This window comes from Prevotella merdae, from assembly GCF_900290275.1.
Classification (GTDB): Bacteria; Bacteroidota; Bacteroidia; order Bacteroidales; family Bacteroidaceae; genus Prevotella; species Prevotella merdae.
The window spans coordinates 508894-531272 of sequence record NZ_LT985324.1 but is presented as its reverse complement, the minus strand read 5'-3'; the positions used below and the strand labels follow the sequence as shown (position 1 = coordinate 531272).

Sequence of the window (22379 nt, the reverse complement as noted above, 5' to 3'; positions counted from 1 at the left end):
CATGGCAGATAATTTTCTCGAACGCCAAAGACGCGACTACGAAGAGCGCAAGCAGCAACAAACCAAAAAGCCAGCTACCAGCGTGGCGGCTATATTAAAAAGAGCTCGCGAACGCTTTAATAACGATTGACAATTAGCGATCAATACACACATTATTATAAAGAGGAGGAAAGCAACACTGCTTCCCTCCTCTTTTTATTTTTGTATTTACTCTCCAAAATATTGCTTCTTCTTAAGTCGGTATGCCATGTTCTACCTATTACCATGCCACATATACCCTATTATACATAGCGTTGTTAGCATCTCCGACATGCCAAGAGCAATCCAAATACCTGTTTCGTCAAACCACAATGGCAGCACAAGAAAGCATGGCACAAGAAAAAAGATGCCTCGCAACAAGGCAAATACCATTGCCGGACGCACACGCTCCACACTTTGATAATAGCCAATGAGCGTGAGATTTACTATGAAGAACACAAACGCTGTTGCCATTAGCGGAAATCCCTTAACAGCAAGTGGAAAGGCTGCCTCGTTGGTATTGATAAACAATTCTACAAGCTGATAAGGAAAGAACACAAATGCCGTACTCACCGAACCACCACACACTACTGCAGCAAGCAGAGCCACACGCAATGTGGAACGTACACGACAGCTATCGCCACTGCCATAATTATAGCTTATTATGGGTTGTGCCGACTGTGCAACGGCGTTGCCTATCATATATACAAAGGGGGTATAGTAACAAGCTATACCAAAGGCGCCTATTCCCGGATCGCCTAGATAAGCGCCAAATACATAATTGCCAATAAGCGCAAGCACAGCCATTGTACACTCGCCCATAAGTGCCGACATGCCTATTGTACATTGATAACCAATATTGCGTATGGAATACAGCAACGAACGACAACTCCACTTCAAACGTATTGGCCTCAACTGACGAGCCGCAAAGCACATATACCATACAGCAATAATGCCACCAATAGCCATACTCAACGAAGAGGCAATAGCTGCACCAAACAGTCCCCACCCCATGTATACTATCATATACCAATCAAAAAAGATATTGGCTATTGCCGACACCACATTGCACCACATTGCCAGTCGCGGACTGCCATCAAGTCTAATGACAAATAATAGCAATGCTGCCCACACACCAAACAACTCGCCTGGCATAAAACCAAGCATATACTCTCGTACCAATGGCAACAGAGCATCCGACGATCCAAGCATACGTCCTATTGCCGATGGGAAGAACATAACTGGAATTATCATTGCAATAATAACCATGGTAGCAAATATCCATGCCTGCGTTACATTGATGCGGGCAGCCTTTAGCTTGAGTTGCGACATATGTATAGACGCAACTACCGAACAGCCAGCTCCCATCATCAAACCCAGCCCGGTAACCACCATAAATATTGGCACACATATATTTATAGCTGCTATACCGTCGGCTCCTACAGCATGACCTACAAAGATGCCGTCAATGGCTGTCATTGCCGATATGCTGAGCATACCTAACAGTGTCGGAAGGAAATAACGCCCGAAGAGGCGCGGAATACTGAGCGTACTAAGGTCTATCGCGTCCTTTGTTAGTTTCTCTGACATTATATATTTTTATTAATTGTTGATTTATGTGCATCCACAACACCATACCTGGCATTGCAGATGAAAGGGATTTACAAATTTAACGATTTTTCTTTAAACAATAGGCAGTTTTTCACTTCGTTTTAAGTACCTTTGAGTCATAAACCACAAAACAATATCTCAAAAGATGAAGAAATTACTTATTACTGGCAGCTCTGGATTCTTAGGAAGCAGGTTGGCCTTATACTATAAAGACAAATACGAGTTGCTGTTGCCAACACACAGCGAACTGAACGTCAGTCGCGAAGAGGCTGTTATGGCATATATGGAACAATTTCAACCGGATATTGTACTGCATTGCGCTGCCCTAAGCAACACTTGGTATTGCGAGCAACATTCTGACGAGTCGCATAGGGTTAACGTGCAAGGTACCGTTAAGATAGCAAAGGCTTGCAAGCATATTGGAGCCAAACTGGTTTTTATGTCCAGCGACCAAGTATATAATGGAACTCCTGTCTCAGAACCTCTTAAGGAACAGGATGTATTTCAGCCTGTCAACGTATATGGTCGGCACAAGCTTGAGGCTGAGCAAAGAGCATTGCGAAACAATCCTATGTCTGTAGCTCTAAGACTAACATGGATGTACGACGTGCCCAGTAGCCCTATGAAGTTAAACAGCAACATATTGGTAAATATTCAGAAGGCATTAGACGAGGGCACTACCATCAAAGCAGCCACACACGAATATCGTGGCGTAACCAATATCTGGGAGGTGGTAAGAAATATGGAACAAACACTTGAGCTGCCTGGAGGCATATACAACTATGGAAGTGGCAACCATATTGACAGCTATACACTGTTTCTGAAAGTTGCAAATATTATGGGCGCTAAAGAGCCTTCAACGTTTATCCTACCCGATGAGGAAAGATTTAGCGAACAAACAAGAAACCTTACAATGGACTGTTCGCTAATAAACAATTTCGGCATTCGCTTCAACGACAGCGTTGAGGGTATAGAGAAGGCGCTAATGAATAGAAAACCTTGATACTATATAATTAGTCACAATTAAAAAAAACTATGAAATACGTTGAACTGAATTTATTCCCAGAGGAAGAGGAGGAAACTCAAAAGAGTTCCGATTCGAAATGGAACAAGAAATACAACTCGGACAAACGCAAAGAGTATAATTCAGACAAAGGCAATGAGTATAGCTCAGACGAAAGCAATAAGTATGACTTTACCAATTTGTTTGAAAGGCTTTCAAAGTCTGCATTCCGCAGCCGATTCCACCTCTCACAAAAGGACAGGGAATACATAGCCGAGAAAGGTTTAGCCACAATCCGCAAACATGCAGAGGATTTCGTGACCAAACGTCTTGCGCCTGCTATTATTCCCAACGACGGCAAGCAGACTCCTATGAGAGGACATCCTGTATTTATTGCACAACATGCCACAGGCTGCTGTTGCCGTGGCTGTTTCTCCAAATGGCATCATATACCAGCAGGAAGGCTGCTTACAAGGGAAGAACAGCAATATGCTGTTGCTGTACTTATGGCTTGGATTGAAAAGCACTACTCGTGAGCACGTCTCTTTCGACAATATAGACAAACAAGTACAATATATAAAAACAACAAATATTATCAAACAAAAATTATGAAGAAAAGATTTCTCTTTGCTGTATTATTACTATCTTTATCGATAGTAACCCTAGCTCAAATTAGATCTGACTACAAGAAAGGAATGCAAATTCCTGATAAGATTAACTTGATTGCTGTTGCCCCCAAAGGCATAATCAAGTTGACTTTGGAAAAACCATACCCAAATGGGTTTCATACACTAATTGCAAAGAAAGATAATGCTCGTGAAGAAACAGAATTCATTCGTCTAATGAATTTCGAGGTCGACGATCTTCTTTCAAGAATCTGGGGAAGAGGAAGTATAGCTCAGAAGAAAACAATTATGAAAAACTACTTTCTGTCGTTAGGTTGTACACAAAACAAATACGGCTATTTGATGTTCAACGGACAGAGATGGCATGACGCAGTTGTATTTGACTTTGACGACAAGCATTATATATATCCTTCTGGATTTGATAAAGTCATAACACGAGAAGATACTAAGGATAAATATTTCGGAAGACCCTCGGGCTTTGAGAATGTTCTAACAGATCTACTACCGCAAGCTGCCGGAATAACCCATTTAGAAATGGCGTACAACGTACAAAAGAGGGGCGATTGTGGCATTATAGTACAGACTAACAGAAATTATGCAAACCAGTATTATTACAGAGAGATTTCCAAAGAAGAAATGGATGAAATAAATTATTCCATTTCTGGTAACTATCCAAGAAAGCTGAAAGAAGATTATATCTGTTCTAAACTTATCGCATACGGAGTCAATACTGTTGGAAATCCATCATCTAAATGGAGACTTTTCCAAATAAACAAAAATAATGGCAATCTGGATATCTTTACTGCCACACCGGTAAATCGCAGTAATAGCTCAAACATAAGCTTGAGAAGTTTGCTGTTCGACTTCATTCGTTCCAAAGTATTTACCAAACAGGAACTGGAATGGTACAACCAACATTTTACCAAAGAGCAATTAGATGCCATGACCGGATTTGGTCTTGGAATAGCAACAGGAGGTGGTAATGGTCAATATGTATGCAGGTCGTGTGGCGCAACCTTTACCAATTCTGCAGATTTACGTTCTCACGAGAATGCATACCACGACTATTAATATGCAGATTTCTCTTCATAACTATCTGATTATTTGATATTTCCGAATACAAAGATACATTTTTTATTTCAAAGAACACAAAAAGTCGTCCTTAAAAGTGTATTTTATATCAACCATCAAACAAATCAATGGGGCAAATCGAAGAAACAGTAGCCCCTGTTTATCCTCCCTCTTGCCGATGGTTCTGTATTAAATGAAAAGACAAAAACACGCAGATAATATGCGCTAATATGCCTTTTCCGCACCGTTAGCGCAAATTATCAGCAAATAATTTGCGCTAATGTGTATTTTCTTATATCTTTGCGCAGAAAATAACGAAAGAGATGGAACAGAAACTGATAGGAAGAGAAGCAGAACTCAAACTTCTCAATGAATATATAAACTCCGATAGATCAGAGTTTATCGCCGTCTATGGAAGACGACGTGTAGGCAAGACTTTTCTCATCAGAAAAGCCGTAGAGGATCATTTTGCCTTCTTCATGACTGGAATGAACGGAGTTGCCAAAGGCGAACAGCTTGTCAACTTCAGCATTGCCTTGCAAAAATATACCCACTCCACCACTCTGCAGACATTCAAGAGCTGGCTGCTGGCATTCTATGCCCTGTCACAATACATAGAAACACTTCCGGAAGGCAAGAAAGTTATATTTATCGATGAATTGCCATGGATGGATACCGCCAAATCGGGATTCATACCTGCACTGGAAAACTTCTGGAACAGTTGGGCAGTACTGCGCAACAACATCAAACTCATAGTTTGCGGATCCGCCACCTCCTGGATGATCAACAACCTGATTCGCAACCGTGGTGGCTTGCACAACCGACTGACCCATCATCTGATTGTAAAACCATTCACCCTGCACGAATGCGAAGAATACTTCAAGGCTTACCACTTCGGCTACAGCCGAAAACAGATAGCAGAATGCTATATGGTTATGGGAGGAATACCTTATTATCTGTCTATGATGGATAAGTCGAAAAGTCTGGTACAGAACATCGACCAACTGTTTTTCGCAGACAATGCAGAACTGAAAGATGAATTCAACGACTTATACAGAGCTTTGTTTAAGAAATCAGCCGACCATATCGCCGTGGTTACTGCCCTTGCTACCAAAGGAATGGGTATGACCCGACAGGAACTGGTCAAGGCATCGGGAGGAAAAGATAACGGTGCCTTCTCTACTGTACTGGAAGAATTAGAACAATGCGGATTCATCCGTCTATATGAACCATTCAGCACAGCCAACAAGATATCTTCCGACATTCGCCAAAAGCGAAACACCTTATTCCAATTGGTAGATTTCTATACGCTCTTCTACTTCCGGTTCATCAAGCACAACAAGTATCAGGATTCCAGTTTCTGGTCGTCCTCCCAGAACAGTCAGCTATACCATACTTGGGCAGGACTGTCGTTTGAGATGCTTTGTCTAAACCATATAGAAAAAATAAAGCATGCCCTGGGAATTTCGGGAGTACAGACCTTGGTTTGCTCATGGCGAAGCAGCAACACAGAAAAGGGAACTCAAATAGACTTGCTGATAGACCGTAAAGATGAAACCATCAACATCTGTGAGATGAAATTCTACAAGAGCGAATTCGAAATCAGCAAGGAATATGAGGAGAAATTGCAGGAGAAACTTCGTATCTTTACAGAAGAGACGAAGACTTCCAAATCGCTTCTCCTCACATTGATTACGTCTTTCGGATTGAAGCAGAACAAACATAGCGACATCGTACAGAAACAGATTACGATGGATGAATTGTTTATTTAATTAGACAAAGTATACTTTAAAATATTAAATCAAAAAGAATGAAAAGAATGTATGGCTTGACGTATTAAAGCTGAATGCTATTTTTATGGTTATATGTGTCCATTGCTCAGACCCTTCAACGTGTCACCCGAAGCCCGGTCAAACCCAGACTAGAGCTTCTGGGGTAGTATATATGGCTCATTTCTCAGACCATGTGTACCTTTATTTGTGATGATTACGGGAATACTTCTTCTCCCCGTCAAAATCTCCATGAAGGATTTTTACAAAAAGCGACTTCTTAGAATAGCATTTCCTTTTGTGATTTGGTATATGCTTTCGTAATGTGCTGAACGTACGTAATAAAAGCAGAGGCAAGGGTCTGTTTCCAAGACCCTTGCCTCATATTTAACTAATTCTCACTATTCAAGTATTATCCTTCAATTGCGCCCTGAGCCGCAGCAAAAAATCCTTTGTAAATGGGAGATGCGTGAAGTTATCGGAAACATATGTAAAACATTTCCATATATATTTATAGTATATTACTTTTTCTTATTACCTTTAGTGAAATCATGATAGATGATTTTACACTCATGTTTTACTCGTTCGCTGCTTGACGCAAAGTATTAGACGAGCCGTTTGTTGAAAGGCTGTCGAGAAGGAAACGGTAGGCTTCCTTCATTGCTGTCAACTGACCTTGCAAATACTGAACCTTTTGGCTAAGGTCTTCGGTTGCCATTTGGTCATCTTCGGTTGGCTCCTGTTTGGTAACAGGAGCATACTTTGTCTCGCCATAGAAGAAATCCATCTTTACGCCAAGTACATCACAGATACTCTCCAATGTGCCAGTTTTTATATCCTGTGCCTTTATTATTTGGCTGAAATTAGGTTGTGTCATTCCTAATTTGGCGGCAATGTCTTTCAACATATAGCCCTTGCCGATTAAGATTTTCTTTAATTCAAGTCCATCCATACCCTTATTTATGTTAATATTTCTTATATATTTAAGTGTTTTATTATATGTAATTAATAATTTTATTATCTTTGCACACGAAAGTTTAAGGATATTCTTTCGAAAGTTTATCCATTATCTTTGCAAAATTAATAAAAAAAGTAATATGACAAAAGAAAATCTTGAAATTTATCAGGAGGTTTTTCCAAAAAGCCAACTGAGAAGAATGAAGGTGGTTGATGAATATCTTAATACCTTCGGTGAAATGATTAAGAAAAAGGTTATTTCTCCAAATTGCGCTTTCGAAGCGTTGGCAAAGAAGTATGAGCTTACAAGAGCTGGTATAAGAGTTATGCTCACAAAGGCAGGTGTGTACAAAAGCAGCCAAGAGCCGCTTTATTATCCTACTGCCGAAGAACGAGCTGCCAAACCAACTTACTTCTTTGATATGAATAATCCTAATAATAATTATTATGGTACAGATAATATTGGATGAAGACCGTGGAGCTTATGAGGCTTTTATTGCCAAGCTAACGGATGCCCTTGCCCCGAAACTTGTGGCAATGATGAAGAAAACTCCACAGACCGTCTGTTCTCAAAGAGAGGCATACAGACGTTATGGAACTGGTAATGTGCGTAGATGGGTGAAGGAAGGCAGACTTAAACCATTTGCCAAGCGACCAGGAAAGATAGAGTATAAAATGTCGGATTTGAAGACTCTCTTCAATCAACAACAAGATTACTTCTCCAGTTATGTCCATGTACAGAATACAAAAAAACATATATAAGGCTAAGAAACCTTTGTGGATGCAATGTCTTCTGTTCAACATTATGCCTAATTTGTATGATCCTCATCCGAAAAAGGAAGAATGTCAGAAGAATCTGAAGGCAATATCGAGTGCCATAAATGGTCAGAAATATTATTGGCACCAGCACCATTCCATGATAGGTAAATTCTGCAAACTGGTTATCTGTGAAGATTACATAAAGATAATGTCAAAGAAAGGTAATCTAATGTTGTCTTTCGTTATTGAACGATGTGAAGACGATGAACTTAATGTGAATTAGAATGATAGGTTTGGATTATAGTTGGATAAAATTGCCAAGAACATTTTGTGATTGGCGTTGGTATAAAGATTCGCACATGGTGCTTCTGTACCTGCATATTCTTCTTCACGCCTCATTTTCCGACAAGGAAATAGGGGAAGTGGTTATCAAGAGAGGACAGATGCTCACAAGCTATGCACAATTGTGCAACAATACTGGTTTGTCATTGCAGACAGTGCGAACCTGCATAAAGAAGTTATTGAAGACCAAACAGATAAAAGTTTTGTCTTGCAAACATCACACAACAATATCTGTCGTGGCGTATGATAGTTTTCAGCCAGAGGGTAAGGACGAACTCAACCCAAATTGGGTAAAGTTGTATCGTAAGATAGAAGATTGGCGTTGGTACAAGGATGCCATAACCTTTCATCTGTTCATACACCTGTTGTTGAATGTTAACTACTGTCCTTCTGCGAATGGTGAGAATATTCTTGGAAGAGGTCAAATAATGGTGACAAGAAGGTCTCTGACAGAATCGACCAACATATCGGACAGGAGTATCAGAACGTGTATAGAGAAGTTGCAGAAATCTAAAGAAATATTAATTTCTCAAAAAGCGACCAACCGACCACACATCATAACTATCTGTAATTATGATAGTTACCAGTCTGGATTTGCACCTTCTAACATACAGCTAACATACAACCAACATACAACTAACATTCAGTGTGAAAGTGTGCAGCAAGCTTTGGTTTTCGCCTCGAAAAGCGACCAACCAAATTTGGATGTAAACACCTGTGGTGTAATGGGTTACATTGATAATGATTCTCAAACTAACACACAGCTAACATACAACCAACATACTGCTAACATGCAGCCAACACACGACCAACACACAGATAACATACAAGTAACAACATATAAGAATATAAGAAATAAAGAAATAAAGAAAAATATATCATCAACATCCGCGCATGCGAGAGAAGTTGAGAATTTGGAAGTTTTGGATGGGAAAGAAGAGAAAGAAAACCAACAAAAGAAAGCAAGGAAAGAAAGTTTCCTGGAGCTTTTGGAGCAGGATGAGCTTTGGCTTGGAGCTATCGCAAGAAAGTTCTCTCTTGCCAGAGTTGAACTTGTAAAGTGTAGGTTGGAGGATTTCGATTTAGACATGATATGTCGAGGAAAGACAACTCATACGGACATTCAAGATTACAAGAGCCATTTTGTAGATTGGCTTTATAAAAATAATAGTGCAACATCAAAAAGTAATAATCAATATGGAGTTTCTAAACAAGGCAAGCAAAATGGAAGTAGATTTGTTCCTAAGTCGTCTGAAGGAGCAGTCTATACCCAATCTTTCTAAGCTGCCTATTGATGAAGACCTTTGCAAGCGAGGCTTGCAATGTGCGTTTGAAAAAGTCGTGGAAAGCGGTTTTCATCATTACATCAAAAATGAGCAGCAGAGCAAACAGTTGGAAGCAGTTGCCAATTGGCTTGTCTCACCTGAAAAGAAATGGGGTCTGCTGCTGAATGGCATTCCTGGCAATGGAAAGACAACAACCCTTATGGCAATAAGAAAAGTTATCAATGCTTTGGAACTTGAAGATCCTAACCCGATTTCAGAGAACAAGGTGTTAGGCTTTAGATGCCAAACGGCTAAAGAGCTATGTGAAGTTGCCATCAAAGACAAAACAGCATTCAAGCAATACAAGAACTCCACTATACTTGGTATAGATGAGTTTGGCTTGGAGCCTACGGTTGTCTCTTCATACGGCAATGAATACACTCCTGTTTCCGATATTCTGGCTTATAGATACGAGGCTCGTTTGCCAACTATAATGACAACAAACATTGCAAACGTAGAAATTCGCCCTAAGTATGGAGACAGAATAGCTGCAAGAATGAATGAAATGTTCGACATCATCGTTATGCCAGACATAGATTTTAGAGTTAAGGTTAATGAATATACGTTTTTAAATAAATTATAATTGGGATGGAAGAAGCTAAGAAAATATTGCAAAAGACCCATGGAGGACTTGACGTTTTCAAGCACTACCTTGGCGAAGATTGTACTGCCCAGTTTTTCCGCAATCCTTATCGTAAGGACAAAAGGGCATCTTGCCGTCTGTATAAGAACGAGTCTGGAGGAGATAGTTACTACTATTTCCTTCAAGACTTCGGTGATAGCAAATTCTGTGGTAATTGTTTTGTTATTGTTGCCAAATTGCTTGACTATAACTTAAACACAGATTTCAAGCGACTTCTTGAACAGATTGACCGAGATATGAAACTCAATGTGTTTTCATCTTATGATGATGGTTTTCATAGCAAACAGGTGAAGCTGAAAAAGGTCATAGCCTGTGGTAGCAAGGAAAAGCAATGTTCCATTTCTGAGTTCAAACCTATAACAAAGCATTTTTCGGACAAAGAGTTGGAATATTGGCAACGTTATGGGATAGATGAGAAAACGCTGCTGAGATACGACGTGAAAAGTATCAAAAGCTGTTCGTTTGTCAAAACAGACGGAAAGAAATTTACTATCGTAAGCAGTGAACTTGTTCCTATATATGGATATTACTTCAATGGAGGGCTTGGCATCAAATTTTATCGTCCAAAGTCTGAATATCGTTTCATGTATGCAGGTGACTTACCCAAGCCATATATTTTCGGATGGAACAAATTGCCTACATCTGGAGAACGTGTATTCATAACAGGCGGTGAGAAAGACGTGCTTTCGCTTGCAGCTCATGGTTTTTATGGAATAGCCTTCAACAGCGAGACTGCAAAGGTGCCGGAAGATAAGTTGAAAGAACTTTCTGAGCGTTTCAAGGAAATAATCTTTCTGTATGATTCAGATGAAACAGGCATCAAGGAGTCGAAAGAACGAGTCGAAGACTTCAAAAATAGATACAATGTTTCTCGTCTTCAATTACCATTGGAAGGTAGCAAGAAAGAGAAAGACATCAGTGACTATTTCGCCATAGGCAATACAACGGAAGATTTTATCAAACTCATTAATGAACAAAGAACATGAAAATTTCAAAAAGAAGAGTAGAATACAGTCATTTAGGAGGTAATCTTCGCCTTGTATCTATGACAGACGAAGAACGAAAAGAGTTGGCAAAGCAGCACAATACAGAAAAATGGGCAATCTCTCCCAACCTCTATTTTGTTGAATTTTCCTCGTTCAACAGAAACTATAGAGGGTATGGCATCAGAAATGTCAATGGTGGGATAGAGTTCATTAATCCACTTTATATGAAAAATCCTATAACATTGGATAACAAAGGATATGTTTTTGTTGCCCACTCTAAAGACGACAGCAATAAGCATTGCTGTCTATTTTGGGAGTTTACGGATTATCTTGCTTATCTCTCCATCCAGAAGAAACATTTTCTGAATCTTCCTAAAGACTGCGACTGTTTCATTATGTCTGATGTAAGAAACTTCATACCTATGGTAGTTGATACAGACGATTACGAGAATATTTATATGTTCTTCCCAAATAATGACACTGGCTATACTATAGCCAAAACCATACAGAACCGCAATTTCAAGCATGTGCATGACTGTAGCCTTCTGTATGCAGCCAATGAAACATTGCATGATTTTGCCCATGCCTATTTGGAAGAAGTCAACAAATAAAGGGTATAACAGCATGAAGATACTTTGCATAGCACTTGGTGTGGTCATCATTGCAATCGCAATAGCTTTTATATATGAGATAAAGCATACGTATCGTGATGGTGACCTTTGGAAAAAATGAATGAATCGTCCGCATTTATGCGGCTACTAAAAAGTTATATATATGATAGACAATGTTTTCACTATTATCCATTGTAAAAATGGATTGGAAAAGACTCCTGAGTATTGGCAGAAAGCTGATTTCGAGGAGAAGTTTAAGGAGCTTACAGATAGGGTTATACAACATAAGCATTTTACCCCTACTGCCAGAATGAAGATAATCAGAAAGATGTCCTTTTTGATTAAGGCATCCACTACGATTGAGCAACTTCTCGCCTTGTCTGACAAGTTGAGAGACAAGTTCAATATCGATTGTTTCCAAATTGCTATAGACAGAACTGACAGCATGGCTCACATGCTATTCGGTTTCATTGATGAGAACGGTTCAAGTATATACTTCAACTGGCTCAACGAGATAAGAATATCTGTAATGATTCTTAATGAATTAAACTTGCCTCGACCTAAGAGTGTGCAAATGTGGCTAAGATATTTCCTGGCTTATTCGTTCGAACATGATCATGAGATATTCCAGAAGCAATTGGCAGCCTTGGAACATGGGGAAATAGATAAGATTAATCTTCCTTTTATGCGTGATGTCCTGCACTATGCAGAAGCCATGTGTAAAGGACAATTAAAATAGGAAATTATGGATAAGACGTTTGTTTTTAACAAGAATAATATCTGTACCAATCCCAATACTCCAGTTTCATGGATTAGTGAAGGAAAGCCTTCTATGGGATGGTCTTTTGATGTCTTTACCGCATTAACTCCTAAAGGATGGGTATGTGGGCTTGATTGCAATATGGGAGATTCCTGTGCAAGCTGCGGTTGCAACAGAAAGAGTCGTGAGTTGTATGACTCCCAGAAGGAAGCAATTTACAATTCTCTTAAACGTTTAGAGAGACTTGCTTTAGAAAAGAAAAAAAGCAAGTTCCAAAAAGAAATGTTGTCTGAAATCAGAAAAGGCATCAACTTATATGATATACGACAACTCGAATTGTTTGACTAAATAAAAAGATATATCAATGAAAAAGATTAATGGTATCAGTTTGCTGCACGGCATCGCTATACTTTCAGGTATAGGTATCGTAGGAATTTTCGCTTGGTGCGATGAGTCAATAAATGAAGGAGGAAGGGGCATTACGCCGACCTTGCTTTTCGTTGTCTATGTTCTATTGCTGCTTGCTTGTAATGCGGAAATTATTGCGTCAGACGAGAACTTCAAGAGAGTGTTTGACAGAACAAAGAAGGTCTATGACATAGCCAAGAATAACGCTTCCGTGGAAGGCATAAACTTGTATAATTTCGAACACGACAAAAAATGCAAAACAGTTATTTTTGTCATATTCGGATTCTTACTTGTGACTTTATGGCTTGCAATACACTTCACGCTGATAAGAAGTCTTATTTTAGCGTTGCTGATTTCCATCGGACTGTCTTATATGATTATTACATTAGTTTTGGTAGCTTGGAACTTAGCGGCAATAAGAGAATTAAATAAAACAAGAATGAAACTGGAAAGTAAACATTAAAGATATGATTACAGAATTTGAAAAAGGGCAATGGTCGGTCATTCAGAACGTCATAACCTTTATGAAGGATGACCAAACCGCTATGGAGCTTTGTAGAGAAGCTGGTTTTGGTAAGAAGAAGATTCTTGAACTGGAAAAGGATTCATGTACATTTATGAATGAGGTCAAGGCGTTTCTAAAACGCAAAGGACACTTATTGGAGGACTGAACTATGATGGTAAGTGTTACTAAAGCGGAATATGAGGCAATCATGTTTTGCAGAGAACAGGTCACTGGAGCAATAGAAGGAGCCTCGGATGAAAACTATGTAAAAGAGGCATCCGAGGCTATTGAGGGAATAGTTTCCTTTCGCAAGAAATATCTGAAAGCCGTTGCCAAGCAGGATAACCTGGCAACGGCAAAACAAGCGGTGAAGAAATTACATCCAGAAATTAAAGGACAAATGTTTAACAAATTGGTAAGAATCGTTGCCAAACAATTGGATGATAAATGAATGGATCAATAAGAAAAAGACTCCTTGCAATGAAGATTAGTAATTGGGAGTCTATTCCATATAGTGTAGGACTTCAATGTCCAAATGGCGATGATGGCTCTTTTATGGAGGGAAAATCTAAAGTTATCGGTTGGTGTGACACACCAAAAGGTCTTATGAAGGTATGTGAGTGCCAGGTGTGCTTTTCAAAGTTCCGCTACCATGGATTTCATGGTAGCTTGGAAGCTTTTTTGAATAGCCTTGAAGAAGATATAGTATATCAAGAGCAAGGACTTGAAGCCTGGAGTGAACTAACTTTAAAGAGATTTAAGCATGAGATATAGTAAATCGTTCATTCCTACACAGGCTTTCAATCCATGTACTTGGTGTTACTACGAAAGTAATTTTGCCACAGAGGATGAATACCAAAAGAGTGTATGTTTTAGATGTGACAATAACTTTTGTGAATTTACGAATGCAATGTGGAAATACAAAAGACGTAATCATTATCTTCAAAAGATAGGAAGAATTAAACGCAAATTGTTTCCATGTTCTATACCTCATTGGAAGAACACGGAACAGTTGCCTTTTTAAAAGATAAATTATGACACAAGAGGATTTAGACAAAACAAGATGGTGGGGAACATCCTACAGTCTGGAAACTGATCAGTTTGAAGTTTCATTCAGTGACACGACTAACTGCATTCCAAAGCTAACAATGATTATAAAATACAAGGTTAGGAACGGCAAGAAGGTGTGGCGTAGTCAAGTTGTTAGATATGTTTGCAACGGCATCTACTACAAGAACAAAAAAGATCTTCTTGATAGATGTAATGTAGTATTTAATTTTATCAAGTAATGGAAAAGGAAGTTTTGACTTTGCATCTTGCAGAACCTTGGTATTCGATGATTGTATCCGCTGAGAAGATGGAAGAATACCGGGAAATTAAGCCGCATTGGATAAAGCGTTTAACCACCAACTGCGAAGTTCCCTATGATGTGGCAGCAGAAACACATTATGGAGAGGTGCTGTATCGTCCTTATACCCACGTTCTCTTCGTAAAAGGCTATCCGAAAGGTAATGAGCCGTCCGTTGAGAAGAAGATTGTGGATATAACAATTGGCAAGCCCAAGAAAGGACTTTGCCCGAAAGAGTTTTTAAACAAAGAATATTTTATCATTAAATTCAAGTAAATATGAGAGATTATGTAATTTTAATAGTGCAGGCATTAAACATTTTAGCAAAGGTTACCATGATAGGCATGATTTGTTTTGCAATTTATGCTTTCATCTTTATACCTGTTTTTAGTTTGAAATGGTGTGCTTTATATGTATTTTCATTCGTTCTCGTCTTTTGCTTAGAACGTTGGTCTTATAATAATTTTCCTTATTACGATAAAGACCCTTGGAATGACTGATACAAATATCTTTTACGAGACTGGAGATATTCAGTTTAGTACATGCCAAACTATTGTGGTTCCTGTCAATTGTGAAGGAACGATGGATGAAGGGATAGCGTCAATATTCAGAAGACGCTATCCTTATATGTTTGAGCGTTACAAATGGATATGTGAACAAGGTCTTCTTGCCCCCGGCAAACTCTGGATATACAATTCCCCATCGAAGCGCAAGATATTAATATTTCCTGTTCTGCAACATGGCGAAGAAATATATAGATATATGGAGTTAGGCTTGGCTAAATTTCTTGCCACATATCAGGAGAAAGGAATCACATCGGTTGCCTTTCCTTTGTTCAATCCCATTGGTACAACAGAAAAGGATGTTTTAGGGCTTATGTCTTACTATTTAGCTAAGTGTGATATAGCAGTAGAGATATATACAGAGTATATTCCTCGTTCCCAAACACTTGTGCCCCTACTGGAGCGACTATGTGGAAAATTTACAGATGAAGAAATCTACAACATCAAGAAGAAGCTCTGCTTCGAGGTGGATTAATACAAAAGAAAAACGGTCATCATTCTCACGAACAACAACCGCCCTCCTTGGATGAACTTATGACAATCCACCTTTAAAACTTCTTAATTTGATTATAGTTGTGTGGAGTGCAGGGTATCGAACCCCATTTCAACCAACCACTTAATTATATCACCAAGCAGCCTTTTGAACACCCCGAAAAGAACCCCTCGATACTCACGCACAGAGGGATAATAGCACTACTGAAATGCTTAATGATTGATGTTTCTTTCAATATGTCAATTTCACTATTTATCCTTGACGCAGTTACACAATGGCTTATCGCCCATTATGTTTGTCATGCAGCCATGCCTTCTGTTCGTAGCTGAGTCCATCCCAGCTTTCCTTGCGTTTCTTGCCGCCTGAATGTGTCATTGCCTTACCGAAGCCCTTGAAGAGCCATGCCATGAATAACCATAAAAATACTGTTCCCATATCTGTAAACTTTAACTGGTTCTACAAAATGATTTCTACTTCACTGAGAATGTGGCGATACTGTCAAAACCGTTAGCCACCACTCCATATTCTCCTGCTGGCAGGTCATGGAGAGTGACGAGGTAAGATGAAAATCCATACTTCTTCGCCTCGTAATCCACGGTGGTGAAATTGGTGGTAGCCGATGCGCTGCCGAAGCCGATGTCTGCCATCTTGAATCTGCGTTCCTTCTTCTTGGTTTCGAACTTGAAGATGCCGAAGGCGTTCTTTGGCTCCTCGCTGTTGTCCTTCACACGGATGATGAGGGAGAACTTCTTGGAGGAAATCTTGTTAGGGCTTTCCGCTCCCTTCACTGTGAGGTAAGCTTTAGTTCTGTCAAGAAGGGAAGCTCCTGGAATTGGAACCAGGGCGAAAGCCGAAGACTTTGCCTTGTGTTCTCCTGTTTCCTTCTGGAGAAGCGTTGTGGTGCTGTCTGCGTTAATGACAGCTACCTGTCCTTTATACTCTGGTTCTGTAATGTTCTGAGCAAATCCTAATGTTGCAGTCAAGAACAATGCTGATGTCAATATCAAATGTTTCATACCTTAATATAAGGTTTTATTAATTAATTACACTGCAAAGATACAAAAAATTAATGAAATACGCAAGTTTTTATAGAAATATTTCTCTATTTAAGAAAATATTTATATCTTTGCAGTCGTATTTAAGGAAATACGACAATATAGCAATATGTCAATACGGCAATATAACAATATAACAATATATAAATAAGGTAATATGAAACAAGCAAAGATTATTTCTATCGCTAACCACAAGGGTGGTGTCGGTAAAACAACCACAACGGCAAGTGTGGGTTCAATTCTTGCCACTAAGGGTTACAAGGTTCTTGTCATCGACCTCGATGCACAGGCAAACTTGACAAGTTCACTCATTAAGGGAGAGGTTTCTGCATCAATATATGATGCAATGAAAAAATCCACTGCACTTCCTATATATAGAGTTAATGAGAAGACAGAGTTGGATTTAGTTCCTGCATCCCTTGAACTTGCTCAGGCAGATTTTGAAATGGCTTCAAAAATAGCCAGAGAAAGAATCCTTGCCAATCTTTTAGAAGATTACAAGGACAAGTACGATTATATCATTATGGATTGTCCACCTTCCCTTGGTCTTATGACATTCAATGCCATTACGGCATCTGATTATGTGATTATCCCATTGGTTGCAGAAATACTACCATTCAACGGATTGAAGATGATTTCAGACTTTATAGGTCAGTTGAAGAAGTATCTGAACCCTAAAATAGAGATATTGGGTATTCTCATCACACGATGGGAATCAACCAATCTTAGCAAGGGTATCGAGGAGCGTCTTCGCAATAATTTGGGAGAAAAAATATTCACGACCAAAATTCGCAAGAACGTGACTATCGCCCAAGCACCATTGGAAGCTACCAACATAGTTGAGTATGACCCAAAGAGCAATGGAGCTATCGACTATCAGGCATTTACAGACGAGATTTTGGAGAGAATGAAATAGTTCTCTCCTTAAAATGTTAAGTTATGACACAAGAACAATTAAATACGCTAAGTGAATTACTTGCCGACTTCAAGAGCGAATACACCGACATCGACAATGATGGCTACTGGAATGTAGAAGAAGTTGAAGGGCTTGTAAATTCAGCAATAAGCGACAACAATACAAATCAGTAACAAAAAAATGGGAAAGGGAATAAATATGGATGCCATGGATAAACTCATCTCTGGTCTTTCAGGAAATGAAGAGAATATATCCATCGAACATGAGCAAGCCAATGAGGAAAGCCATACTTCTGAGCCTCCAAAGCAATCACAAAAAAGCAAAGGCAACAGAAATAAGCCAGTCAAGCAACATATCTGCGCAACAGTTAATGCTGATAGCTTGAACAAGATACGTGCTATTGCAAAAACGGAAGGACTTACAATCAATTCTATCATTGACCTTGGTTTGGATATTGTCATAAAGAAGTACGAGGAACTTCACGGAACAATACAGGTAAAGAAGCCAAAGAAAGGTGATGTGGGAAAAGTATTCAATCTCTAAAAACGGCATTATGGATGGAATGGAGATATTCAAACAGGATGTTTGCAGAGCAGCTTTAGAGTGTAACGCCAATCTTGTTGTCGTGTACAATGGAAAGAAGGCATTTTGGTATTATGAGCAGCTACAGGCTTTAGTTGCTGAATATCCAAACAAGAGTATAACCTTATTGGAGTTTTGTGTTGCAGCAGAAAAAGTTGGTGATAAATGTTCCAAAGAAACGACTAAATGTTCTTTCTGTTTTGTTGCGAGAAATGTACCAAGAGAAGAAGCCCTCTCGGAATATTAAAATAAAAAGAAAGAAGTAGGATAAAGGACACTGCCATATATTCTGCTTCTTTCTTTTTCCTTATTACTCTGTAATCTCTGGCAATTCATCAAGAAGGCTGTCTATTGAGCCAAATTCAAGAAAAGCATAGCCTGTTTCTACAACTTCTCCGCTTTCCAAATCTTTAATAAAAATGCCACAATCATAGCCAAGATTTTCTGTAATTCTACACACCTCATAATCACTTGTATAATCACTATGTTTCGGACTCGCCACAATTCGTGGACGTGGTTCGTCGTTTTCATCCCAATCATATTGATGATTAGGAAATTTCTGCAAGGCATTTTTAAGCTCAACAACTTCCTTGTCTCTTATTGCCTTGTACATCATGTAAAAATCTGTATGTTCCATAATATGTTAGTTATAGAACGGTGGTTAGCCGTTCCGTTACCTTTTAGTTGTTGTCTGTTGCTATATCATGTATAAAGCAGTCATTTTTGCCGAACAAAATAATAACAGCTACAGCAGACACAACCACACCTGAGAAGAAGAGCCATACCGAAATCCACTCTGCTAAGAAACGACCGAAGATACCAGCTATGGCAAATATCATCAATGCAAAACCTAATAGACAGAAAACGCAAATAGCATCCTCTACACTCATTTTCTTGTAAAAATTCAAAATCTTTCCCATAATCAAACTTGCTTTAAAGGGTTCAACAATAAAATTATTCTGGATTTCCTGATTCATCTGCCTTTTAAGGACTTTCCGTTTCGTTCAATCCGAGATTTTTTTTAGAATCATTCCGGCATAACCGTCATCACCTAAGCCTTTTTACGTGCTTTAGAAGATGGCAGCCCAATAAGGCAGTAAGCCAAACAATCGGTAGAGAATTTTTGTAGAATACCCAATCTCTGATTGCGGAAGTCTGCTGCAAAAAATCTTCGCCGATAAGGAGAGCATCGACTGGTGTTTGGTGTCTGCCTGGGCTGCCATACCTTTGCACGTTAAAAAGCTATGGTGATGGTTAACGGCACAACCTATGCTAAAAAATTGAGGTTGAACACAAGAAACGGAAATAAGAATATAGATATAAAAATAAGAAAAGCATAATAAATATTCCATATACACGTTATATAGAATATATAGTATTATTAATTAATGAATAGATATATAGATGGAAAGAAAAAGTTGTAAGATTATACATGTACATTTCCTAACCACTCATAAGAACTTCTACTTTGGCAGTGTTGCTGCCATCTTCAAGAAGTTCAGCGAAGAAGAAATAGGATATAGTAAGGAATATATCAGCCACGCTCTGGTGGAAGATGGAAATCACCTTCTATCCAAAAAGGTATTGATAATAAGATCACGTTTGATTAGATAAGAATATCATAATGAAAATCGGACAACCATCGGAGATACCGCTTTACAGGTGAAGCTGAATGGTTCGCCTGATGGCTGCGACCGATGAGGGAGCAGTCCGAAAAAATGCTCTTGCTTTTAAATAGAAGCAAGAGCATCATTTACTATGCCACAAATTTAAACTCGTGTATGCTTATGTAATCATCATCATATTCGTGTTCTTCGTTCCACTTGTCAATATCAGCAATAGTAACAGAATCACGTTTAATACGAACAGCGGCGTATGCCAAAGCTTCCTCTTCCGACTTGAACTCCTCGTATTCATCCTCTCCTTCTACACAAGAAGCCACGATGAAATGGTAGGCAAAGTATTTGCCATCAATGTCATTTGTGGCATAAACTTCACATCCATCTTCCTCAACAATGTAGTACACTTTCATACCATTATAGTGTTTTTCAAGAAGATGTCTGAAATCTGTTGCACCCCAAGCTTCCTCTGCCTCGATGCAAAGGAGACCATCCGATAATTCGCAGGACTGGATAAATCCACGAAGGTAACTTTCACCCTTTTCTATGCCAAGAGCCAATATAATATTGCCTTCCCAATCCTTTGACGCACCATCCTCCATTACAGGGCGTTCGCTATTGTCGAACGCCTTGCAGAGGTAATATATTTCCTGAAGGTCTTTTTGATTACCCTCAATACGATAGTCTGTTCTTGCCCAATTTGCCATAATTCATTACTTTAAATGGTTGGATAATAAAGTTCTTTCTCACTAAGATGCTTGATAGTTTCATCCGCCAACTTGCAAGCCAATTCATCACGTGGGTCATAATAGCCCTTTTGGTAGTTGGCTGCCAACTGCTCGATGAAATACATTGCGACCTTGAATTTCTCTTGTACCAAGAAACGGTGGTCATTGGCAAGCTCAATGCCTGTCTTCTTAGCACTGCTCATCTTACCATTAACGAAACGAGAAAACTCGTCTGCAAACTGCTTGTCATTCTCACTGATAATTGAATAATCTGCCATAATCAAATCTGCTTTAAAGGGTTTAACAATATAATTATTCTGGATTTCCTGATTCATCTGCCTTTTTAAAGACTTTCCGTTTCGTTCAATCCGAGATTTTTTTTTAGAATCATTCCGGCATAACCGTCATCACCTAAGCCTTTTTACGTGCTTTAGAAGATGGCAACCCAATAAGGCAGTAAGCCAAACAATCGGTAGAGAATTTTTGTAGAATACCCAATCTCTGATTGCGGAAGTCTGCTGCAAAAAATCTTCGCCGATAGGGAGAGCATCGACTGGTGTTTGGTGTCTGCCTGGGCTGCCATACATTTGCACGTTAAAAAGCTATGGTGATGGTTAACGGCACAACCTATGCTAAAAAAATTGAGGTTGAACATAAGAAACGGAAACAGAAATATAGATATAGAAAAACATATATAGCCTTATTGCAAACAATAGATATAGAGAGTAATATGACAATACTGATATACAACAATACAGTAATATGCCAATACGGCAATATAGATGTAAACAAAGATATAGGATGCCGTACTCTTTCCGAGTGGTCTTATAGACCATGTGGCAGAGGCAGAAAGTAAGCCTCATTCTCTCAGTGAAGCTCGTGCAACGTTCAGCTTCTGAGAAAAAGAACGAGCCTTACTTTCTGATGACAGCCCGGAAAGTGTGCAGCATCCGTAGTATGGGGTGTTGTTTGCAACGCCCCTGAAGAATGTTCGACCTATCTCCCTTGCTGCTCTGGAGGGAAGAGAAGCTTTGCTCCTGGGCAGTTTCGCCATGTTTGCGGAATACACAGCAACGTCGTGCATGGAGAAAACTGGCGAAAGGGAACAATACCAATATAGATATGTTGATATTCCTGTATATCCATATAGACATAAATAAGGCTATGCAGATATACGATAATGTAGAAATGGAACAATATAGCAATACAACAATACATCAATATGGTAATGTAGCAATATAGATATAAAGTAATACGGATAGCAATATAGATATGAATGTATATGGATAATCAAACAATCAAGGCATGGCAAAGTGACCGCAGGGAGCCTTGCCGTGCCTACCTCTCTCCGGCATACACCGTCCGCCTTGTCAAGGCAGACATCGGTATGCCGGGTTTGAAGGATGCCGTACTCTTTCCGAGTGGTCTTATAGACCATGTGGCAGAGGCAGAAAGTAAGTCTCATTCTCTCAGTGAAGCATGGACAACATTCAGCTTCTGAGAAAAAGAACGAGCCTTACTTTCTGATGGCAGCCCGGAAAGTGTGCAGCATCCGTAGTATGGGGTGTTGTTCGCAACACCCCTGAAGAATGTTCGACCTATCTCCCTTGCTGCTCTGGAGGGAAGAGAAGCTTTGCTCCTGGGCAGTTTCGCCATGTTTGCGGAATACACAGCAACGCCG

Annotated in this window: 36 protein-coding genes; 27 read left to right on the top strand and 9 right to left on the bottom strand. The window is 39.3% G+C overall.

Going from position 1 to position 22379, the window contains the following annotated elements:
- Position 1: 1 nt before the first annotated feature.
- Positions 2 to 130, top strand: coding sequence for an ABC transporter permease (locus C9991_RS08725; protein WP_106812172.1), 129 nt, complete (start codon positions 2 to 4; stop codon positions 128 to 130).
- A 122-nt stretch (positions 131 to 252) separates the two neighbouring features.
- On the opposite strand, the gene C9991_RS08720 is transcribed toward C9991_RS08725, so the two are convergent.
- A complete protein-coding gene (locus C9991_RS08720; RefSeq protein WP_106812171.1) occupies positions 253 to 1608 on the bottom strand; it encodes an MATE family efflux transporter in 1356 nt (451 codons plus the stop codon).
- Positions 1609 to 1774: 166 nt separating this feature from the next.
- On the opposite strand from C9991_RS08720, the gene C9991_RS08715 reads away from it, so the two are divergent.
- From C9991_RS08715 to C9991_RS17055, 5 genes are all read left to right on the top strand, one after another.
- Positions 1775 to 2632: an SDR family oxidoreductase gene (locus C9991_RS08715; RefSeq protein WP_106812170.1), complete on the top strand. Its 858-nt coding sequence runs from the start codon at positions 1775 to 1777 to the stop codon at positions 2630 to 2632.
- Positions 2633 to 2664: 32 nt separating this feature from the next.
- Positions 2665 to 3168, top strand: coding sequence for a DUF4186 domain-containing protein (locus C9991_RS08710; RefSeq protein WP_106812169.1), 504 nt, complete (start codon positions 2665 to 2667; stop codon positions 3166 to 3168).
- A 72-nt stretch (positions 3169 to 3240) separates the two neighbouring features.
- Complete coding sequence (locus C9991_RS08705; RefSeq protein WP_106812168.1) at positions 3241 to 4329, top strand: hypothetical protein; 1089 nt, start codon at positions 3241 to 3243, stop codon at positions 4327 to 4329.
- A gap of 323 nt (positions 4330 to 4652) precedes the next feature.
- Complete coding sequence (locus C9991_RS08700) at positions 4653 to 6101, top strand: AAA family ATPase (protein ID WP_106812167.1); 1449 nt, start codon at positions 4653 to 4655, stop codon at positions 6099 to 6101.
- A gap of 210 nt (positions 6102 to 6311) precedes the next feature.
- Positions 6312 to 6422 (top strand): hypothetical protein, encoded by a 111-nt coding sequence (locus tag C9991_RS17055; RefSeq protein WP_232823287.1) that lies wholly within the window; start codon positions 6312 to 6314, stop codon positions 6420 to 6422.
- Between the two features lie 253 nt (positions 6423 to 6675).
- On the opposite strand, the gene C9991_RS08690 is transcribed toward C9991_RS17055, so the two are convergent.
- Positions 6676 to 7050 (bottom strand): helix-turn-helix domain-containing protein, encoded by a 375-nt coding sequence (locus C9991_RS08690; protein ID WP_106812166.1) that lies wholly within the window; start codon positions 7048 to 7050, stop codon positions 6676 to 6678.
- Positions 7051 to 7195: 145 nt separating this feature from the next.
- Here C9991_RS08690 and C9991_RS08685 point away from each other — a divergent pair, with 145 nt between their 5' ends.
- The 15 genes from C9991_RS08685 (at position 7196) to C9991_RS08605 (ending at position 15780) form a co-directional block, all read left to right on the top strand.
- Positions 7196 to 7525 (top strand): hypothetical protein, encoded by a 330-nt coding sequence (locus C9991_RS08685; protein ID WP_106812165.1) that lies wholly within the window; start codon positions 7196 to 7198, stop codon positions 7523 to 7525.
- Positions 7503 to 7817, top strand: coding sequence for a hypothetical protein (locus C9991_RS08680; protein ID WP_106812164.1), 315 nt, complete (start codon positions 7503 to 7505; stop codon positions 7815 to 7817). The genes C9991_RS08685 and C9991_RS08680 overlap by 23 nt, the downstream gene beginning before the upstream one ends.
- A 281-nt stretch (positions 7818 to 8098) precedes the next feature.
- A complete protein-coding gene (locus tag C9991_RS08670; RefSeq protein ID WP_106812162.1) occupies positions 8099 to 9439 on the top strand; it encodes a DUF7833 domain-containing protein in 1341 nt (446 codons plus the stop codon).
- On the top strand, positions 9381 to 10064 hold the full coding sequence (locus C9991_RS08665) for a P-loop NTPase family protein (protein ID WP_157949425.1): 684 nt from the start codon (positions 9381 to 9383) through the stop codon (positions 10062 to 10064). Before C9991_RS08670 ends, C9991_RS08665 begins: the two co-directional genes overlap by 59 nt.
- Before the next feature lie 5 nt (positions 10065 to 10069).
- Positions 10070 to 11110 carry a toprim domain-containing protein gene (locus C9991_RS08660; RefSeq protein ID WP_106812160.1) on the top strand — a complete coding sequence of 347 codons (1041 nt, stop codon included), beginning with the start codon at positions 10070 to 10072 and terminating at the stop codon, positions 11108 to 11110.
- The gene (locus C9991_RS08655; RefSeq protein ID WP_157949424.1) at positions 11107 to 11721 is read left to right on the top strand and encodes a hypothetical protein; all 615 of its coding nucleotides are present in this window, start codon (positions 11107 to 11109) and stop codon (positions 11719 to 11721) included. The genes C9991_RS08660 and C9991_RS08655 overlap by 4 nt, the downstream gene beginning before the upstream one ends.
- Before the next feature lie 163 nt (positions 11722 to 11884).
- Positions 11885 to 12460 carry a hypothetical protein gene (locus C9991_RS08650; RefSeq protein WP_106812158.1) on the top strand — a complete coding sequence of 192 codons (576 nt, stop codon included), beginning with the start codon at positions 11885 to 11887 and terminating at the stop codon, positions 12458 to 12460.
- A 6-nt stretch (positions 12461 to 12466) separates the two neighbouring features.
- Entirely contained in the window at positions 12467 to 12829 is a 363-nt protein-coding gene (locus tag C9991_RS08645; RefSeq protein ID WP_106812157.1) for a hypothetical protein, read from the top strand.
- Between the two features lie 16 nt (positions 12830 to 12845).
- A complete protein-coding gene (locus C9991_RS08640; RefSeq protein WP_106812156.1) occupies positions 12846 to 13352 on the top strand; it encodes a hypothetical protein in 507 nt (168 codons plus the stop codon).
- A 4-nt stretch (positions 13353 to 13356) separates the two neighbouring features.
- Entirely contained in the window at positions 13357 to 13560 is a 204-nt protein-coding gene (locus C9991_RS08635) for a hypothetical protein (RefSeq protein ID WP_106812155.1), read from the top strand.
- A 3-nt stretch (positions 13561 to 13563) separates the two neighbouring features.
- The gene (locus C9991_RS08630; RefSeq protein ID WP_106812154.1) at positions 13564 to 13845 is read left to right on the top strand and encodes a hypothetical protein; all 282 of its coding nucleotides are present in this window, start codon (positions 13564 to 13566) and stop codon (positions 13843 to 13845) included.
- The gene (locus C9991_RS08625; protein WP_106812153.1) at positions 13842 to 14168 is read left to right on the top strand and encodes a hypothetical protein; all 327 of its coding nucleotides are present in this window, start codon (positions 13842 to 13844) and stop codon (positions 14166 to 14168) included. The genes C9991_RS08630 and C9991_RS08625 overlap by 4 nt, the downstream gene beginning before the upstream one ends.
- A 260-nt stretch (positions 14169 to 14428) precedes the next feature.
- Positions 14429 to 14683 (top strand): hypothetical protein, encoded by a 255-nt coding sequence (locus tag C9991_RS08620; protein WP_106812152.1) that lies wholly within the window; start codon positions 14429 to 14431, stop codon positions 14681 to 14683.
- Positions 14683 to 15018: a hypothetical protein gene (locus C9991_RS08615; protein ID WP_106812151.1), complete on the top strand. Its 336-nt coding sequence runs from the start codon at positions 14683 to 14685 to the stop codon at positions 15016 to 15018. Before C9991_RS08620 ends, C9991_RS08615 begins: the two co-directional genes overlap by 1 nt.
- 216 nt (positions 15019 to 15234) lie before the next feature.
- Entirely contained in the window at positions 15235 to 15780 is a 546-nt protein-coding gene (locus C9991_RS08605) for a macro domain-containing protein (protein ID WP_106812149.1), read from the top strand.
- Between the two features lie 297 nt (positions 15781 to 16077).
- Here the strand turns inward: C9991_RS08605 and C9991_RS16710 are convergent, their stop codons facing one another.
- Both C9991_RS16710 and C9991_RS08600 read right to left on the bottom strand, forming a co-directional pair.
- On the bottom strand, positions 16078 to 16233 hold the full coding sequence (locus C9991_RS16710; protein ID WP_153083065.1) for a hypothetical protein: 156 nt from the start codon (positions 16231 to 16233) through the stop codon (positions 16078 to 16080).
- 35 nt (positions 16234 to 16268) lie between these two features.
- Positions 16269 to 16814, bottom strand: coding sequence for a hypothetical protein (locus tag C9991_RS08600; RefSeq protein WP_106812148.1), 546 nt, complete (start codon positions 16812 to 16814; stop codon positions 16269 to 16271).
- A 196-nt stretch (positions 16815 to 17010) separates the two neighbouring features.
- On the opposite strand from C9991_RS08600, the gene C9991_RS08595 reads away from it, so the two are divergent.
- The 4 genes from C9991_RS08595 to C9991_RS08585 are packed head-to-tail and all read left to right on the top strand — an operon-like array spanning position 17011 to position 18598.
- On the top strand, positions 17011 to 17769 hold the full coding sequence (locus C9991_RS08595; RefSeq protein ID WP_106812147.1) for a ParA family protein: 759 nt from the start codon (positions 17011 to 17013) through the stop codon (positions 17767 to 17769).
- 23 nt (positions 17770 to 17792) lie between these two features.
- Positions 17793 to 17942 carry a hypothetical protein gene (locus tag C9991_RS16705; RefSeq protein WP_157949423.1) on the top strand — a complete coding sequence of 50 codons (150 nt, stop codon included), beginning with the start codon at positions 17793 to 17795 and terminating at the stop codon, positions 17940 to 17942.
- A gap of 7 nt (positions 17943 to 17949) precedes the next feature.
- Positions 17950 to 18312 carry a hypothetical protein gene (locus tag C9991_RS08590; RefSeq protein ID WP_106812146.1) on the top strand — a complete coding sequence of 121 codons (363 nt, stop codon included), beginning with the start codon at positions 17950 to 17952 and terminating at the stop codon, positions 18310 to 18312.
- A 10-nt stretch (positions 18313 to 18322) separates the two neighbouring features.
- A complete protein-coding gene (locus C9991_RS08585; RefSeq protein WP_157949422.1) occupies positions 18323 to 18598 on the top strand; it encodes a hypothetical protein in 276 nt (91 codons plus the stop codon).
- A 63-nt stretch (positions 18599 to 18661) separates the two neighbouring features.
- On the opposite strand, the gene C9991_RS08580 is transcribed toward C9991_RS08585, so the two are convergent.
- The 3 genes from C9991_RS08580 to C9991_RS16855 form a co-directional block, all read right to left on the bottom strand.
- On the bottom strand, positions 18662 to 18988 hold the full coding sequence (locus C9991_RS08580; protein WP_157949421.1) for a hypothetical protein: 327 nt from the start codon (positions 18986 to 18988) through the stop codon (positions 18662 to 18664).
- Between the two features lie 43 nt (positions 18989 to 19031).
- Positions 19032 to 19271 carry a hypothetical protein gene (locus tag C9991_RS16700; RefSeq protein ID WP_157949420.1) on the bottom strand — a complete coding sequence of 80 codons (240 nt, stop codon included), beginning with the start codon at positions 19269 to 19271 and terminating at the stop codon, positions 19032 to 19034.
- Positions 19272 to 19421: 150 nt separating this feature from the next.
- Positions 19422 to 19574: a hypothetical protein gene (locus C9991_RS16855; protein ID WP_198643771.1), complete on the bottom strand. Its 153-nt coding sequence runs from the start codon at positions 19572 to 19574 to the stop codon at positions 19422 to 19424.
- Positions 19575 to 19755: 181 nt separating this feature from the next.
- On the opposite strand from C9991_RS16855, the gene C9991_RS08575 reads away from it, so the two are divergent.
- Positions 19756 to 19965: a hypothetical protein gene (locus C9991_RS08575; RefSeq protein ID WP_106812143.1), complete on the top strand. Its 210-nt coding sequence runs from the start codon at positions 19756 to 19758 to the stop codon at positions 19963 to 19965.
- Positions 19966 to 20107: 142 nt separating this feature from the next.
- Here C9991_RS08575 and C9991_RS08570 read toward each other — a convergent pair whose 3' ends face one another.
- Positions 20108 to 20677 (bottom strand): hypothetical protein, encoded by a 570-nt coding sequence (locus C9991_RS08570; protein ID WP_106812142.1) that lies wholly within the window; start codon positions 20675 to 20677, stop codon positions 20108 to 20110.
- An 11-nt stretch (positions 20678 to 20688) separates the two neighbouring features.
- Positions 20689 to 20976 carry a sulfide:quinone reductase gene (locus C9991_RS08565; RefSeq protein WP_106812789.1) on the bottom strand — a complete coding sequence of 96 codons (288 nt, stop codon included), beginning with the start codon at positions 20974 to 20976 and terminating at the stop codon, positions 20689 to 20691.
- Positions 20977 to 21980: 1004 nt separating this feature from the next.
- On the opposite strand from C9991_RS08565, the gene C9991_RS08550 reads away from it, so the two are divergent.
- A complete protein-coding gene (locus C9991_RS08550) occupies positions 21981 to 22199 on the top strand; it encodes a hypothetical protein (RefSeq protein WP_157949419.1) in 219 nt (72 codons plus the stop codon).
- The last annotated feature ends 180 nt before the right edge of the window (positions 22200 to 22379 follow it).

Excerpts from the sequence above, each read along its gene's own strand:
- C9991_RS08725 (WP_106812172.1), top strand. The coding sequence starts at position 2 with ATGGCAGATAATTTTCTCGAACGCCAAAGACGCGACTACGAAGAGCGC.
- C9991_RS08720 (WP_106812171.1), bottom strand. The coding sequence starts at position 1,608 with ATGTCAGAGAAACTAACAAAGGACGCGATAGACCTTAGTACGCTCAGT.
- C9991_RS08715 (WP_106812170.1), top strand. The coding sequence starts at position 1,775 with ATGAAGAAATTACTTATTACTGGCAGCTCTGGATTCTTAGGAAGCAGG.
- C9991_RS08710 (WP_106812169.1), top strand. The coding sequence starts at position 2,665 with ATGAAATACGTTGAACTGAATTTATTCCCAGAGGAAGAGGAGGAAACT.
- C9991_RS08705 (WP_106812168.1), top strand. The coding sequence starts at position 3,241 with ATGAAGAAAAGATTTCTCTTTGCTGTATTATTACTATCTTTATCGATA.
- C9991_RS08700 (WP_106812167.1), top strand. The coding sequence starts at position 4,653 with ATGGAACAGAAACTGATAGGAAGAGAAGCAGAACTCAAACTTCTCAAT.
- C9991_RS17055 (WP_232823287.1), top strand. The coding sequence starts at position 6,312 with ATGATTACGGGAATACTTCTTCTCCCCGTCAAAATCTCCATGAAGGAT.
- C9991_RS08690 (WP_106812166.1), bottom strand. The coding sequence starts at position 7,050 with ATGGATGGACTTGAATTAAAGAAAATCTTAATCGGCAAGGGCTATATG.
- C9991_RS08685 (WP_106812165.1), top strand. The coding sequence starts at position 7,196 with ATGACAAAAGAAAATCTTGAAATTTATCAGGAGGTTTTTCCAAAAAGC.
- C9991_RS08680 (WP_106812164.1), top strand. The coding sequence starts at position 7,503 with ATGGTACAGATAATATTGGATGAAGACCGTGGAGCTTATGAGGCTTTT.
- C9991_RS08670 (WP_106812162.1), top strand. The coding sequence starts at position 8,099 with ATGATAGGTTTGGATTATAGTTGGATAAAATTGCCAAGAACATTTTGT.
- C9991_RS08665 (WP_157949425.1), top strand. The coding sequence starts at position 9,381 with ATGGAAGTAGATTTGTTCCTAAGTCGTCTGAAGGAGCAGTCTATACCC.
- C9991_RS08660 (WP_106812160.1), top strand. The coding sequence starts at position 10,070 with ATGGAAGAAGCTAAGAAAATATTGCAAAAGACCCATGGAGGACTTGAC.
- C9991_RS08655 (WP_157949424.1), top strand. The coding sequence starts at position 11,107 with ATGAAAATTTCAAAAAGAAGAGTAGAATACAGTCATTTAGGAGGTAAT.
- C9991_RS08650 (WP_106812158.1), top strand. The coding sequence starts at position 11,885 with ATGATAGACAATGTTTTCACTATTATCCATTGTAAAAATGGATTGGAA.
- C9991_RS08645 (WP_106812157.1), top strand. The coding sequence starts at position 12,467 with ATGGATAAGACGTTTGTTTTTAACAAGAATAATATCTGTACCAATCCC.
- C9991_RS08640 (WP_106812156.1), top strand. The coding sequence starts at position 12,846 with ATGAAAAAGATTAATGGTATCAGTTTGCTGCACGGCATCGCTATACTT.
- C9991_RS08635 (WP_106812155.1), top strand. The coding sequence starts at position 13,357 with ATGATTACAGAATTTGAAAAAGGGCAATGGTCGGTCATTCAGAACGTC.
- C9991_RS08630 (WP_106812154.1), top strand. The coding sequence starts at position 13,564 with ATGATGGTAAGTGTTACTAAAGCGGAATATGAGGCAATCATGTTTTGC.
- C9991_RS08625 (WP_106812153.1), top strand. The coding sequence starts at position 13,842 with ATGAATGGATCAATAAGAAAAAGACTCCTTGCAATGAAGATTAGTAAT.
- C9991_RS08620 (WP_106812152.1), top strand. The coding sequence starts at position 14,429 with ATGACACAAGAGGATTTAGACAAAACAAGATGGTGGGGAACATCCTAC.
- C9991_RS08615 (WP_106812151.1), top strand. The coding sequence starts at position 14,683 with ATGGAAAAGGAAGTTTTGACTTTGCATCTTGCAGAACCTTGGTATTCG.
- C9991_RS08605 (WP_106812149.1), top strand. The coding sequence starts at position 15,235 with ATGACTGATACAAATATCTTTTACGAGACTGGAGATATTCAGTTTAGT.
- C9991_RS16710 (WP_153083065.1), bottom strand. The coding sequence starts at position 16,233 with ATGGGAACAGTATTTTTATGGTTATTCATGGCATGGCTCTTCAAGGGC.
- C9991_RS08600 (WP_106812148.1), bottom strand. The coding sequence starts at position 16,814 with ATGAAACATTTGATATTGACATCAGCATTGTTCTTGACTGCAACATTA.
- C9991_RS08595 (WP_106812147.1), top strand. The coding sequence starts at position 17,011 with ATGAAACAAGCAAAGATTATTTCTATCGCTAACCACAAGGGTGGTGTC.
- C9991_RS16705 (WP_157949423.1), top strand. The coding sequence starts at position 17,793 with ATGACACAAGAACAATTAAATACGCTAAGTGAATTACTTGCCGACTTC.
- C9991_RS08590 (WP_106812146.1), top strand. The coding sequence starts at position 17,950 with ATGGGAAAGGGAATAAATATGGATGCCATGGATAAACTCATCTCTGGT.
- C9991_RS08585 (WP_157949422.1), top strand. The coding sequence starts at position 18,323 with ATGGATGGAATGGAGATATTCAAACAGGATGTTTGCAGAGCAGCTTTA.
- C9991_RS08580 (WP_157949421.1), bottom strand. The coding sequence starts at position 18,988 with ATGGAACATACAGATTTTTACATGATGTACAAGGCAATAAGAGACAAG.
- C9991_RS16700 (WP_157949420.1), bottom strand. The coding sequence starts at position 19,271 with ATGGGAAAGATTTTGAATTTTTACAAGAAAATGAGTGTAGAGGATGCT.
- C9991_RS16855 (WP_198643771.1), bottom strand. The coding sequence starts at position 19,574 with ATGGCAGCCCAGGCAGACACCAAACACCAGTCGATGCTCTCCTTATCG.
- C9991_RS08575 (WP_106812143.1), top strand. The coding sequence starts at position 19,756 with ATGGAAAGAAAAAGTTGTAAGATTATACATGTACATTTCCTAACCACT.
- C9991_RS08570 (WP_106812142.1), bottom strand. The coding sequence starts at position 20,677 with ATGGCAAATTGGGCAAGAACAGACTATCGTATTGAGGGTAATCAAAAA.
- C9991_RS08565 (WP_106812789.1), bottom strand. The coding sequence starts at position 20,976 with ATGGCAGATTATTCAATTATCAGTGAGAATGACAAGCAGTTTGCAGAC.
- C9991_RS08550 (WP_157949419.1), top strand. The coding sequence starts at position 21,981 with ATGGATAATCAAACAATCAAGGCATGGCAAAGTGACCGCAGGGAGCCT.